This is a genomic window from Dyella terrae (assembly GCF_022394535.1).
Taxonomy (GTDB): Bacteria; Pseudomonadota; Gammaproteobacteria; order Xanthomonadales; family Rhodanobacteraceae; genus Dyella.
Map to the genome: position 1 here is coordinate 3,644,472 of NZ_CP089414.1, position 12,780 is coordinate 3,657,251.

The following is a 12,780-nucleotide window of genomic DNA, read 5'->3' on the forward strand; positions in this document are numbered from 1 at the left end:
GTGATGACGATGGGGTGACACTAGGTCACGGAAATTGGCTTTGACAAAGCAAATGTTTCAATCTTTGCTATTGTGTTTCTTAATACATCAGTCAACTGATTGAGTTGTAAGGCACAAAAATGCCCTCAGAGCCCCTGAACAAGCAGAAAAAATCACGCTCCGCGGTGACCAAACGCCGTACGCCAGCGAATGGTCGGGCCGATGAACCGGGGCGTTTCTATTACAAGGGCAACCGGCAGAAGCAGATGCGGGCCTTCGTCTATACGGTGAAGCTGGGCACGCTGACGCGCGCCGCGGAGGCTCTCTTTCTGTCTCAGCCCACCGTGAGCCTTCAGCTTCAGGCGCTGGAGCGGGAGCTGGGTGTGAGCCTGTTGGAGCGTCGCCGACGTCGCATCAACCTCACCGACGCGGGCGAGGCGCTCTACGAACTGGCGCGTCCGCTGGTGGAAGGCTGGGAACACCTCGATCGCGACTTCCACGCCAAGGTGAAGGGCCTGCAGGGTGGGAGGCTGACCATCGCAGCGGGTAGCTCAACCATCCAGTATCTGTTGCCCGATCTGGTTCGTCGCTATCGCGAGCGCTTTCCCGAAGTGCAGTTACAACTGGCCAATGTGACCGGCAAGGACGGCTTGGCGCTATTGCGTGCGGACGAAGCGGACTTCGCCGTGGGCTCCATGCTCGACGTGCCTAACGACATCGCGTGGGCGCCGGTGCATCACTACGACCCGATGCTGATCATGCCGCCCGACCATCCGCTGGCGGCCAAGGCTACGGTGACCTTGCAGGATCTCTCGCCGTACGGCCTGATCCTTCCGCCGCAGCGCCTATCGACGTATCGGCTAGTGGATCTCGTGTTCCAGCAGCAACAGGTGCCGTACCGCGTCGCCATCGAAGTGGGCGGTTGGGACGTGATCAAGGAATACGTGGCGATGGGCTTGGGCATCTCCATCGTCACCGGTATCTGCATCACCGAGGCAGACCGTGGACGTTTGGCCGTCCGCAATATGAAGCAGTACTTCCCACCGCGAAGCTACGGCGTGGTGATGCGCAAAGGCAAATTCCTCAGCGCGGAAGCGAGGGCTTTCATCGATCTGGTGAAGCCGGGCTTGTTGACCCATCGCGACTACGACGAGTCGGGTCACTCGGAACGCTGAGTTTCACGTCGCAAGCGCGGAAGTCAGGACGGGCGCTGTAGCGCCAGCTTCACGCCGAAGCCCAGCAACACCGTGCCGCAGACACGGTCCATCCACTGGCCGACGCGCGGGCGCGCGGTCAGCAGGCGATGGATATGTCCGCCGAGCAACGCCAGCGCCATTGACCACACCGTTCCCGTGCCAATGAAGCTCAGCCCAAGCACGAGCAGCCCCAGTTGCGGATGCGCGGCCTGCATGGAGACGAACTGCGGCAGAAAAGCCAGGAAGAACAGCGCAACCTTGGGATTGAGCACATTGGTCAACATGCCTTGGCGGAACGCAGCGGCCAGCCCTTGGCCGCGCGTTACTGTTGCCTGACGTGCTCCGCCGCGCGTCAACAGCATGCGCAGGCCAATCCATACAAGGTACGCCGCACCCACGTACTTGAGCACGCTGAAGGCGAGGGCGGAGGTTATCAAAATCGCCGAGATGCCGAGCACCGCTGCCAGCGTATGCACGATGCAGCCGGCATTGATGCCCAGCGCTGCCGCCACGCCCACGCCACGCCCTTCGCGCCCACTGCGCGTCAGGATGTAAAACGTATCCAGCCCGGGTGTCAGGTTCAGCACGATACACGCGAGCAGAAACGCGTCGAAATGCTGGATGCCGAGTGCGCTCATGCGTGATTAGTCGTTCGCGTTGCGATGCTTGCCGTGATAAGGCGTAAACAATGCACGGATTTTCACCATGTCGGCATCGTGATCATCGGTGGCGTGAACCACCGGGCCGAACGTAAACGTCTTGGTCGGATAGTCGAGGAACAGCGTTTGGATCGGCACGTTGGCCTCGTGCGCAATCCGCAGGAAGCCCGACTTCCAGTGCACGACCTTCTTGCGCGTACCTTCGGGTGTGATGCCCAGCCACATGCGGTCTTTTTCCTCGAACCGCTTGACCATCTGGCCAACGACATTCAGTGCCGCGCTGCGGTTGATCGCGATCATGCCAATGGGGCGGAGGAGGATGCCCAGCGGGCCATCGAGAACTTCGCGCTTGATCATGATGTTGATGTCCACGCCCAGGCCGATCTTCATCAGAAGGCCGTAGTAGCCGTCCCAATAGGACGAATGCGGGGCGCCGATGATGATCAGCTTAGGCACGTTCGGCAATTCGCCCAGTAGTCGCCAGCCAGACAGGCGCAGCAGGCAACGGGCGAGCCACGGCCAGAACCTGCTGTTGAGCTTGGGTGCCTCAGGTGGGGCAGGGGGAGCAAAGGCATGCTCATTCACGACTCCAGTCACGCGACCGCGTTTGTTTGATTTTGCCGCGCTGCTGCTTGCCGGCGAGACGCCGCTCCTTCGAGCCGCGGGTGGGTTTGGTGGCGATGCGCGCCTTGGGCACGATGAGTGCGCCGCGGATGATCTCGACCAGGCGGTCGCGGGCGTCTTCGCGGTTGCGGCCCTGGTCGCGGAAGCGGCGTGCCTGGATCACCAGCACGCCGTCGTCGGTCAGGCGACGGTCGCGGCGGGCCAGCAGGCGCGCGCGCAACGGTTCCGGCAACGAGGGCGAGTGCGCCACGTCGAAACGTAGCTCCACGGCGCTTTCGGTGCGGTTGACGTGTTGTCCGCCGGGGCCGTCTGCGCGAAGGAAACGCTCAGTCAGCTCGGTCTCGGGCAGGACGATGGATCGGCTGATCGTGAGCATGTTGCGAAGTTTAGCGGGCACGCGTGACAGGCCGCCACGACGCAGCGCATCACAGCACCGGAAGCGACCAGCCAAAGCGTTCGAGCAATGCCTGGTAAGCGGCGTCGAGCGGCGCCTCCACGCGCATCGGCGCGCGGGTGACCGGGTGCGCAAAGCTCAGCCGCCAGGCGTGCAGAAGCATGCGGTGGCAGCTGAAGTACTGCTTGTACAGGCGGTTATGGTCACCGCGCCCGTGCTGGCAGTCGCCGATGATCGGGTGATGGACGTGTGCCATGTGCTTGCGGATCTGGCGGAAGCGGCCGGTGTGCGGCTCCGCCAGCACCATCGCGTAGCGTTGCTGCGGGTAGCGGCCGAGCGCGATCGGCACTTCCACGGTGGCGAGGCGGCGATAGGTCGTGCTGGCCTCGCGACGCGGCCCAGTGTCGCGGGAGCCGGGCAGGGCATAGTCGATCAGCGCCTCTTCCGGCTCGGGCCAGCCGCGCACCACCGCCAGGTACTGCTTATGCACATCGCGACCCATGAATTGCTCGCCGAGCGCGGCGGCAATTTCGGAAGAGCGTGCTACCAGCAACACGCCGCTGGTCGCGCGATCGAGACGGTGTGCGAGATACGTGGTGCCCCCGACCTGCTCGCGCAGCAGGTCTATGAGGAATTCCTCTGCGTTGCCGACCATCTTGGAGCGGTGCACGGCGAGGCCTGCGGGCTTGTTCACCGCGATGATGGCGTCGTCTTGGTAGAGGATCTCTAGCACTATCACGATGCAGAACGAGCTGACGAAGTGAATCGGTCGATAATTTAGCTGTATCGAACTCCTTTCAAACATTCAGTGGTCCCGTATGTGTGCCCAATAGCTGATAGCTGAAGGTTTGGCTGATCGGAACCGATCAACTTGCCGCCGCCATGGGCGGATTTTTATCTTCTGTTCATATTAGGGACGTCTCCCCCGAGCCCGTCACGCCCGCGTTTTAAGACACCGCTGGAAGGCTCCTGATTCTTCGTAATTTTGATCTCTCACGATGGGGAGGGGCAGGCTGAGGGTCATTCGCAGTCAAATTCTAATCAATTCCCAGTCATTTTAATTAATACCACTATCTGTAAGTCATTGATTTGAATGAAATCCGATCAACGTCCAATATATCGGCAAGGCAATACCGCCGACATCTAAAGGACACAACATGACTACTGACTCCCTCACTGCTGACCGACTGATCCGCATAAAAGAAGTAATTCGCCAGATCGGGCTATCTCGCTCCCAGATCTACAAGATGCAAGGCGAGGGGACCTTTCCTCGCTCCGTCAACCTAGCAACGCGTTCGGTCGCTTGGTCGGAGAGGGAGGTTCAGATTTGGGTGGCCCAACGAGTTAGCTCCAGAACCGTGAATTGACTAGGCAAGTGTTCGCCATTCCGGTGAGCATCAGAGCATCTGGTTGCACAAGCTCGGCTCTACTTCCGCGACCGCAAAAATCAATCGCCTTCATTAGCGCAGCCTCACAGGCAGGGAGAAGGGCCTGATAGGTGCACAAGTCTAGTGCGCGGGTTAAATGCACGCGTTGACACTTGGACGTGTCTATTTCAGTCAGACCGGCCGCGAGTTCTGGCTCGAACTCTTCTGCGTCGTGCGACGACAATTTCCGTACCACTTCAAACTCCTTTCGTTCGTCGCGCGTCCTGTACCACGCGTACTAGTTTGGCAGCATCTAAAGCGTCCGCATTGGGCTTAGCGCGCTCATCATGGTCAAGTCTGTCGCTCAACTGCCTCCTGAAGCGCCCTATAGATCGTTGCAGGTCCGACATTGAACCGTGTCGCTAGCTGGGGAACGGAGAAGTTCTCCTCTTCACGCAGCGTCCTGATCCGCTTGCATTGTTCGGGCGTCAGGGCTCTCTTTCGTCCAAAGGCCACCCCTTTTTCCTTAGCTTTTGCGATGCCATCCATCTGCCGTTCCGCGCGAATATCGTTCTCAAATTGAGCGAACGCTCCGAGCAGGCTGAACATCAGCATTCCTTCCGAGGTGCTGGTATCGATAGCCTGATCCAAGACTTTTAAGGCAACACCCTTTTTCTTGAGCTGATCGGCAATCTTTGAAAGATCCAAGATAGACCGTGCCATGCGGTCTCAGCCGAGAGATGACCAGCGTGTCTCCATCTCGAAGGAACTGGAGGCAAGCTTGAAGCTCAGGGCGACTGTCTGCCTGCCGTCCGGAGCGCTTTTCGGAAAAGATCCGGGTACAACCGTAGCCCTGCAGCTTGTCGTGCTGCACATCCAGCGACTGGCCCGCGCAGCTCACCCGAGCATATCCAACGACCTCACTCATTATCAAATCTCCTTAGAAGATTAGATAATATAGTTTTGGCAGGGGATTTGATAGGCCTATGGGCCGCTATCGGAAGGTATACATTTTGCGATTACGATGTGAACGCCATCGCGGCTCAGCGGCCCCCGCGCTACGGTCAGTCGCTCACCAACACACGCCGTCCACAGGTTGCCGCAAGGAACGACATGCCTGACTACAGTCAGTACCGAAGCCGTAATCGAACACTCTCTTAAGAACGCTCTGTACACGCCGCGCAGCTTGACCATGGCCCCTTGATCGCACCGCATCTATGCATAGCCACAGGTCCGGCTTGTGGATCACTGAGAGTTCTTTTGACCCGATGACTGGAAGGATGTCTCGGCGGAGGTACGTTTCATCCTGCCGCGAATTCTTATTAGCTGGCCTCAAAACGTTCGAGATCCAGAACGGCGCGAAGATACAGCGCCATCCATCAATGTCGTCATTCCGGCGCAGGCCGGAGGTGCTTTACAACAGCGAAGCTGGTCATCCAGTGGCGTTACCGCTAGAGCGTGCCCTGCGGCTCTGGATCCCGGCCTTCGCCGGGATGACGGTGAGGACAAATCAACGTCGAGGCCAACCAGCGACAAAAGCGATCAATCCAGCCACGCCAACCGCTGCCGCATGCCATGCACCATGCGTCGGTGACAGCGTCCAAAGCACGGCGCTGCCGACGAGCAGGCTGCTGCCCAGCAGCCCGAACGCCAACGCGCGACGCGTACGCTGCGCCTCTTCGCGTTGCTGCTCCAAGTCGCGGGGATCGCTGATCGTGCGGCGTTCGCCCGTGGCGATCTGCTGCAAGGCGTTGCGTACTAGCTCGGGAAACTGCGGTGCGGCATGGAACCACTCTGGCAGGTGCTTGCGTAGCTCACGCAGCGTACGGCGGGGGCTGTAGCGCTCGCGCAGGATGCGTCGAAGCACCGGGTGCGCCACAGCCCAGATGTCGATCTCCGGGTCGAGCATGCGGCCGACGCCTTCGATATTGAGCAGCGTCTTCTGCAACAGGATCAGCTGCGGCTGCAGCGTGAGTTCGTAACGGCGCGCGGTCTGGAACAGCTTGACCACCAGCTCGGCGAGCGAGATCTGCGACAGCGGACGCGTGAAGTAGGGCTCACACACCGTGCGGACGGCGGCGGTCAGCTCGTCAATGCGCACGGTCGATGGCATCCAGCCGGCGTCCACGTGCAACTGTGCGATACGTGCGTAGTCACGCTCAAACAAGGCAATAAAGTTCTGTGCCAGCCAGTATTGATCCTGTTCCGGCAACGAACCCATGATGCCGAAATCCAGCGCGATGAAGCGCGCGTCGTTTGGTCGCGATGTATCTACCCAGATGTTGCCAGGGTGTGCGTCCGCGTGGAAGAAGTTGTCGCGGAACACCTGTTCGTAGAACAGCCGCACGCCCTTCACTGCGAGTGCCTTGCGATCGATGCCGGCAGCATCGATCGAGGCGATATCGTCGCAACTCACGCCATAGACACGTTCCAGCGTAAGCACCCGCGCGCTGGTGAGATCCCAGTGCACGGCGGGTACGTAGAGGTCTTCGCCGCTCTCGAAGTTGCGGCGGAGCAGGCTGGCGCTGGCGCCTTCGCGCTGCAGATCCAGCTCGTTCTCCAGCATCTTCTCGACTTCGGCGACCACGTCGAGCGGGCGGATCTTGTCAGCGTTGGGGTGCCAGCGCTGGGCTAGCTCACCCAGCGAACGCAGCAGTTTTACGTCGCGCTCGATCTGCTTGTCGATGCCGGGGCGTAATACCTTTACCACCACCGCACTGCCGTCCTGCAGCGTAGCGGCGTGCACCTGCGCGATGGATGCGGAGGCCAGCGGCGTTTCATCGAAGCTCGTGTACAGCGAGGTGACCGGTGCCCTCAGTTCCTGTTCGATGATGGCGCGCGCCTGGGCACCCGGAAACGGCGGCACCTGATCCTGCAGTTGCGCGAGTTCGTCGGCAATGTCCACCGGCACCAGATCGCGGCGCGTGGACAGGACCTGGCCAGCCTTGACGAAAATCGGGCCCAGTTCGGTGAGTGCCAGACGCAGCCTGGCGCCACGGGAAAGGTTTGTGACGTCGATGCTTGGACGTGCCACGAATGGACGCACCAGCTTCAACGGACGGAACAGATGCGCGGCATCGACCAGTTCGTCGAGGCGATAAGCCAACAGCACGGAAGCCACGCGCATCACGCGCGGTACGACCTTCAACGGAATCCTCACGCGGCGGGCCCCTTCTTTAGGCGCTGCTCGAGTCGGGCCAGGCGTGCCTCGAGGCGATCGGCGCGCTCGCGCAGGTCGTCGACACCATCGAGAAAGCCTTCCACCTCACCCGGTGCGGCAGCCATGCGTATTTCGTCGCGCAGCCAGTCGGCTGTATCGGTGGTGAGATGGCTGGCTGTTTCCTTGGCATGCGCCAGACCGTCGCGCACGGCCTTGGCCAGTGGCACACCGAGTACTTCGCCGAAAGTGCGAGCGAACGCCTCTTCAAAATCGGGTGCGAACTTGCTGGCGAGCTTTTCCAATCGACGCGCGAGGTCGGCGTCACCAGCGATTTCGACCTTGCCTGGGGCCACGCCGTCGTCGTCGCGCTTCACCAGCATGGCAAGCAGGCTGCCCGGTGTGGCGGCGACGCGCAGATGGTTGTCGTCCTGTGCCGGGCCGACTTTCAGGCGGTCGCCTTCTACCGTCACCGATAGCGCAAGCTCCGGGCCGCGCAAGTGCAGTTGCACGCTGCGGCCATCGAGCGCGGACAACCGGGTCTTGGTTTCCGGATCGAGCGACAGCGTGTGGTTGAGCGCGGTTTCCAGCGCGCGGCCGGCGAGAGCGCGCAGCGGGCGGGGGAGCAATGACTGGAGAGATGGGGCGGTCATCGGGGGATTGTAGCCGCTCGAGTTGTGGGGTCGGTGTTGGGATGGAGATGGGTGGTTTTTGATTGGGCGGAGAACACGTGGACGTGCGTGTGGCTGTCGCGGGAGCTTTTGGCTCCCTCTTCCCGTCGGGGAGAGGATTGGGGTGAGGGGTCAATCTAGCCTCACCATTTCAAAAGAACCGTCACCCCTGCGCAGGCAGGGGTCCAGTGACTTTGCGTTTGATTGTCGCGTTGCGGCGATCTGGCCGCCTACCCGGCGGTCGTTTCGCCCTCCTACCGGAGGCCGAGTCACTTTTCTTTGCTTGCCCAAAGAAAAGTAACCCGAAGAAAGGGCACCCCACTTGGCGCTGGCCGATGAAGCCGGCCAGTTCGTGAGGGGCGGCCGGGCTTTTCGACGGGGCTCCTGCCCCGGCGAAAAGGGATCGGCCTCCTTGCCGATCCCCCTGCGGGCCTTCTCGTCCACCCCTCACCGCCGCACAGGGGGGGGGCGGTAAATCAAAAGCGAAAGCGGACGGCTCGTGCAGCTGCGCTGCACATCGCATTGCGGCAGGTCGCGTCGCGCCTGCTTTAGGGTGGAAGCCAAGGGTAGAGCGACGCAGTCAGCGCGCTTCACGCTCAACCTGCGCCTGGATGCATATGGATGCAGGCCAAACTAACGGTGGATATGAAGCGATGAGCCTGAGTTGCTCACCACCTCTTTTATCCTTAAGGCCGTGGCGTCACTCCGCCGCGCCAACAAACCCCATCTGCCGCCACGCCTCATACACCGCAACCGCCACCGTGTTGGACAAATTGAGGCTGCGACTGTCCGGCCGCATCGGCAGCCGCAAACGCTGCGCTTCCGGAATGGCGTCGAGTACCTCGCCGGGCAGGCCGGCAGTCTCGCAGCCGAACAACAAGGCATCGCCCTCGACGAAGCGGGCGTCGACATGGGCGACGCGACCGCGCGTGGAGAAGGCGAATACACGTGGCTGGCCGATGCTCTCGAGGCAGCTGGCGAGGTCGTCATGCACGGCCAGCTGCGCGTACTCGTGATAGTCCAGGCCTGCGCGGCGCAGGCGGGCATCGTCTAGCTCGAACCCCAGAGGCCGGATCAGGTGCAACGAGGCGCCGGTGTTGGCGCACAACCTGATCACGTTGCCGGTGTTGGGGGGGTATTTCTGGTCGAAAGAGGATGACATGCAGCATCTTGCCATTATCAGGGTTCTCCCATCACCCGCGAAATGGCCGCGTAACGGCGAGCGTCCTTGCTCAGCCGTTGGTGATGCGCGGGCACACCACGCCATCCGGCGGCAGCGCGCAGGCGGTGGCGGTCGGGGTGGCGATCAGTTGACCGGCGCTGCCGGCGGCGGCGAGGCGAATGGCCTGGGGCGAGGCGGTCACCATGGCACCCAGCACGAGTCCGCAAACCAGCAGGCAGGCAACGAAGAGGCTGCGCAGCATCAAGGCTTCGAATTTCATGATCATGTCTCCGATGAAAGTGGGGTAGGTCCTGCACGGTAGATATGGCAAGGTCCGTGCCAGGCCCCTGAAACTCATCAAGCGACTGTCTTTATTGAATATTTTTCTTGATCGTGTAGGACGTTTCGCTGTCCGCGGACAGCGACCGGGCGCGGCCGGACAGGGCGCGGACACCCCGTGGACGGCATTTTCGCCCTCCCAGCGAACGAAGCGCTTCCGCGGTTGTCCACCATGCCATTGGTCATTTGCCAAGGTTCCGGGGCGTGGCTAGCCTCGGTGCGTTCATCCGTTAAAACAGGAGTGTCGTGATGGCAAGAAAGCCCCTCGCCCTGCTCGTTGCAGGTGTCCTCAGCATGTCGGCCGGCTTGCCTGTGGTCGCGATGCCGCAGGCTGCCCCTGCAGAATCCCCCCCAGGCCGTTCCGGATATCGCCTTCACGCGCTTTACCTTGCCCAATGGTTTGACCGTGGTGGTGCACGAGGACCACAAGGCTCCCGTCGTCGCGGTAAGCATCTGGTACCACGTGGGCTCGGCTGACGAGCCCAAGGGCAAGACTGGCTTTGCGCACCTGTTCGAGCACTTGATGTTCTCGGGCTCCGAGAACCACAAGGGCACGTACTTCCAGCCGTTCGAGCTGGCGGGCGCCACCGACATGAACGGCACCACCTGGTTCGACCGCACCAACTACTTTGAAACCGTGCCGACCACCGCGCTGGACATGGCGCTGTGGATGGAGTCGGACCGCATGGGCCACCTGCTGGGCGCCATCGGCCAGAAAGAGCTCGATACCCAGCGCGGCGTGGTGCAGAACGAAAAGCGCCAGGGTGAGAACCGCCCGTATGGCCGCGTGGACCAGAACATCCTGTCCAGTACGTATCCGGGCAACCATCCGTACCAGCACGACACCATCGGTTCGATGGAAGACCTCAACGCCGCCTCGCTGGGCGACGTGAAACAATGGTTCCACGATTACTACGGCGCCGCCAACACCACGCTGGTGCTGGCCGGCGACATCACCGTCGCGGAGGCCAAGGCGAAGGCCGAGAAGTACTTCGGCGATATCCCTGCTGGCCCGCCGGTGCCGCGCCAGCAGGCCTGGATCACGCCGCTGGAGAAATCCACGCGTGGCATCCAGCACGACCATGTGGCGCAGCCGCGCATCTACCGCACGTGGGTGGTGCCGCAGTTGGGCACCGACGACTCCATCCAGCTTGATCTCGCCTCCACGGTGCTTGGTGGTGGCAAGACCTCGCGCCTGTATCAGCGTCTGGTCTATCAGGACAAACTGGTCGATGACGTTTCCGCCGGCATTTCGCCGTTCGCGTTGGCCGGCCAGTTCCAGATTCAGGCCGACATCAAGGACGGCGTGGACCAGGCCAAGGTCGAAGCGGTCATCGCAGAAGAAGTGAAGAAATTCCTCGCCGAAGGCCCGACCGCCGACGAGCTCGAGCGCGCCAAGATCGGCAACCGCGCCGGCTTCGTGCGTGGTCTTGAAAAGGTGGGCGGTGGCGGTGGCAAGGCGGTGATCCTGGCCGAGGGTCAGGTCTATCGCGGCGATCCGGGCGCCTACAAGAAGGACCTGGAGCGCGCCAACGCCGCTACGCCGGCCAGCGTTAAGGCTGCCGCCGACAAGTGGCTCAGTAAGGGCGACTATTTGCTCACCGTGCTGCCAGCCGGTGACGACTTCAACCCGGATACGGAAGACGCCAAGGTCGCCGCGCTGGCGCCGGAGGAAGGCCGCCCAGCGGCCAAGATGCCGGCCAAGCACGAGTACGCCGTGGCCAAGAGCCAGGTGGATCGCAGCAAGGGCGTGCCACAGGTGGCCCAGTTCCCCGACCTGAAGTTCCCCGAGCTTGAGCGCGGCAAACTCAAGAACGGCATCGAAGTGATCCTCGCGCAGCGTCACACGGTTCCGGTCACGCACGTGCAGTTGATGTTCGACGCCGGCTACGCGGCCGACCAGGGCCGCAAGCTCGGCACTGCCAGCTTCACCACCACGCTGATGAACGAGAGCACCAAGGATCTCGACTCGGTGGAAGTGGCCAAGCGCAAGCAGCGCCTGGGGGCGATCACCCGCATCGGTTGCGGTCTGGATGCGTGCTCCGCTTCGCTCAATGCCTTGAACGATCAGTTGCAGCCGTCGCTGGCGTTGTTTGCCGACATCGTGCGCAATCCGGCCTTCAAGTCGGATGACATCGAACGCATTCGTGGCCAGTGGCTGGCCGGCATCGCGCAGGAGAAGACCCAGCCGACCGCGCTGGCGCTGCGTACGCTGCCGCCGTTGCTGTATGGCGCCCACCACGCTTATGGCATTCCGTTCACCGGCTCGGGTACGGAGGAAGCCATCAAGGCGATGCAGGCGTCGGATCTCTCCACGTTCCAGCGTGACTGGCTGCGTCCGGACAACGTCAAGATCCTGGTCGCCGGCGACACTACGCTGCAGCAGATCATCCCGCAGCTCGATGCTGCCTTCGGCGACTGGAAGGCGCCTGCTAGCGCCGTGCCGAAGAAGAACATCGCCACCGTGGCCATCCAGGCCAAGCCGCGCGTGTTCCTCATCGACAAGCCGGATGCGCCGCAGTCGCTGATCCTCGCCGGCCTGCTCGCGCCATCGAGCAAGGCGCCGAACGAGCTGGCCATCGATGTCGCCAACGGCGCGTTTGGCGGCAGCTTCACCTCGCGTCTCAACATGAACCTGCGCGAAGACAAGCGCTGGGCCTATGGCGCCTTCAGCTTTATGCGCGATGCGATTGGTCAGCGTCCTTTCCTGATGTATGCGCCGGTGCAGACCGACAAGACGGCTGAGTCCGCGCATGAAGTGTCCAAGGAAGCCAACGAGGTCATCGCCGGCCGTCCGCTGACGCAGCAGGAGGTGGACAAGATCAAGGACTCCAACGTCCGTGGTCTACCCGGCAGCTTCGAGACGGCCTCCGAAGTGCTCGGCGCGATGAGCGAGATCGTCCAGTACGACCATCCGGATGATTACGTGCAGACGCTCAAAGCCCGTACCGAAGCCGTGACCCAGCCGCAGGCCGAGGACGCGATCAAGGAGATCATCAAGCCCAACGCCCTGACATGGGTGATCGTGGGTGACCTCAAGAAGATCGAGGCCCCGGTGCGCGCGTTGAAGCTGGGCGACGTGCAGGTGATCGATGGTGACGGCAACCCCGTGTCGGCCAAGCCGTCGAAGTGATCGTGAGATTCTGTGGGGACCGGTTCACGTCCCCGAGTTAGGATGGAGGCCGGGCGGGGAACCGCCCGGCCTTTTCATGTTTCATGTCCCTGCGGAGCT

The 12,780-nt window shown here is 61.9% G+C and carries 11 protein-coding genes and 3 pseudogenes; 3 read left to right on the plus strand and 11 right to left on the minus strand.

The window, feature by feature from the left end:
• The first annotated feature begins 119 nt into the window (after positions 1 to 119).
• Entirely contained in the window at positions 120 to 1,154 is a 1,035-nt protein-coding gene (locus tag DYST_RS15950; protein WP_428993919.1) for a LysR family transcriptional regulator, read from the plus strand.
• 23 nt (positions 1,155 to 1,177) lie between these two features.
• Here the strand turns inward: DYST_RS15950 and DYST_RS15955 are convergent, their stop codons facing one another.
• Genes DYST_RS15955 through DYST_RS15970 form a run of 4 tightly spaced genes read right to left on the minus strand, consistent with a single transcriptional unit; the run spans position 1,178 to position 3,585 of the window.
• Positions 1,178 to 1,813: a LysE family translocator gene (locus DYST_RS15955; protein ID WP_239946584.1), complete on the minus strand. Its 636-nt coding sequence runs from the start codon at positions 1,811 to 1,813 to the stop codon at positions 1,178 to 1,180.
• 6 nt (positions 1,814 to 1,819) lie between these two features.
• Positions 1,820 to 2,419: a 1-acyl-sn-glycerol-3-phosphate acyltransferase gene (locus DYST_RS15960; RefSeq protein WP_239946585.1), complete on the minus strand. Its 600-nt coding sequence runs from the start codon at positions 2,417 to 2,419 to the stop codon at positions 1,820 to 1,822.
• Entirely contained in the window at positions 2,412 to 2,834 is a 423-nt protein-coding gene (arfB, locus tag DYST_RS15965) for an alternative ribosome rescue aminoacyl-tRNA hydrolase ArfB (protein ID WP_102301720.1), read from the minus strand. The genes DYST_RS15960 and arfB overlap by 8 nt, the downstream gene beginning before the upstream one ends.
• Before the next feature lie 49 nt (positions 2,835 to 2,883).
• Positions 2,884 to 3,585, minus strand: coding sequence for a pseudouridine synthase (locus DYST_RS15970; RefSeq protein ID WP_239952130.1), 702 nt, complete (start codon positions 3,583 to 3,585; stop codon positions 2,884 to 2,886).
• A 424-nt stretch (positions 3,586 to 4,009) separates the two neighbouring features.
• Here DYST_RS15970 and DYST_RS15975 point away from each other — a divergent pair, with 424 nt between their 5' ends.
• On the plus strand, positions 4,010 to 4,219 hold the full coding sequence (locus tag DYST_RS15975; protein WP_239946586.1) for a helix-turn-helix transcriptional regulator: 210 nt from the start codon (positions 4,010 to 4,012) through the stop codon (positions 4,217 to 4,219).
• Between the two features lie 351 nt (positions 4,220 to 4,570).
• Here the strand turns inward: DYST_RS15975 and DYST_RS24025 are convergent, their stop codons facing one another.
• The 7 genes and pseudogenes from DYST_RS24025 to DYST_RS16005 form a co-directional block, all read right to left on the minus strand.
• Positions 4,571 to 4,942, minus strand: a complete 372-nt coding sequence (locus tag DYST_RS24025; protein ID WP_275666845.1) for a recombinase family protein — start codon at positions 4,940 to 4,942, stop codon at positions 4,571 to 4,573.
• 64 nt (positions 4,943 to 5,006) lie between these two features.
• Positions 5,007 to 5,147 (minus strand): annotated as a pseudogene (locus DYST_RS24030) (recombinase family protein); the annotation flags it as partial.
• A gap of 144 nt (positions 5,148 to 5,291) precedes the next feature.
• Positions 5,292 to 5,555: a phage integrase central domain-containing protein gene (locus DYST_RS24360; protein ID WP_428993920.1), complete on the minus strand. Its 264-nt coding sequence runs from the start codon at positions 5,553 to 5,555 to the stop codon at positions 5,292 to 5,294.
• 174 nt (positions 5,556 to 5,729) lie between these two features.
• Complete coding sequence (gene ubiB, locus DYST_RS15990) at positions 5,730 to 7,367, minus strand: ubiquinone biosynthesis regulatory protein kinase UbiB (protein ID WP_428993990.1); 1,638 nt, start codon at positions 7,365 to 7,367, stop codon at positions 5,730 to 5,732.
• Between the two features lie 8 nt (positions 7,368 to 7,375).
• Positions 7,376 to 8,029 (minus strand): ubiquinone biosynthesis accessory factor UbiJ, encoded by a 654-nt coding sequence (locus DYST_RS15995; RefSeq protein WP_239946587.1) that lies wholly within the window; start codon positions 8,027 to 8,029, stop codon positions 7,376 to 7,378.
• Positions 8,030 to 8,747: 718 nt separating this feature from the next.
• Positions 8,748 to 9,216: pseudogene (trmL, locus tag DYST_RS16000) on the minus strand (tRNA (uridine(34)/cytosine(34)/5-carboxymethylaminomethyluridine(34)-2'-O)-methyltransferase TrmL).
• Positions 9,217 to 9,279: 63 nt separating this feature from the next.
• On the minus strand, positions 9,280 to 9,489 hold the full coding sequence (locus DYST_RS16005; RefSeq protein ID WP_239946588.1) for a hypothetical protein: 210 nt from the start codon (positions 9,487 to 9,489) through the stop codon (positions 9,280 to 9,282).
• Between the two features lie 308 nt (positions 9,490 to 9,797).
• Between DYST_RS16005 and DYST_RS16010 the strand changes: the two are divergent.
• Positions 9,798 to 12,681, plus strand: a pseudogene (locus DYST_RS16010) (M16 family metallopeptidase).
• Positions 12,682 to 12,780: the final 99 nt, after the last annotated feature.

What these genes read in the sequence shown, in the direction of transcription:
- DYST_RS15950 (WP_428993919.1), top strand. Translation starts at nt 120, where the DNA reads ATGCCCTCAGAGCCCCTGAACAAGCAGAAAAAATCACGCTCCGCGGTG.
- DYST_RS15975 (WP_239946586.1), top strand. Translation starts at nt 4,010, where the DNA reads ATGACTACTGACTCCCTCACTGCTGACCGACTGATCCGCATAAAAGAA.
- DYST_RS15955 (WP_239946584.1), bottom strand. Translation starts at nt 1,813, where the DNA reads ATGAGCGCACTCGGCATCCAGCATTTCGACGCGTTTCTGCTCGCGTGT.
- arfB (WP_102301720.1), bottom strand. Translation starts at nt 2,834, where the DNA reads ATGCTCACGATCAGCCGATCCATCGTCCTGCCCGAGACCGAGCTGACT.
- DYST_RS15995 (WP_239946587.1), bottom strand. Translation starts at nt 8,029, where the DNA reads ATGACCGCCCCATCTCTCCAGTCATTGCTCCCCCGCCCGCTGCGCGCT.
- DYST_RS16005 (WP_239946588.1), bottom strand. Translation starts at nt 9,489, where the DNA reads ATGAAATTCGAAGCCTTGATGCTGCGCAGCCTCTTCGTTGCCTGCCTG.
- DYST_RS24025 (WP_275666845.1), bottom strand. Translation starts at nt 4,942, where the DNA reads ATGGCACGGTCTATCTTGGATCTTTCAAAGATTGCCGATCAGCTCAAG.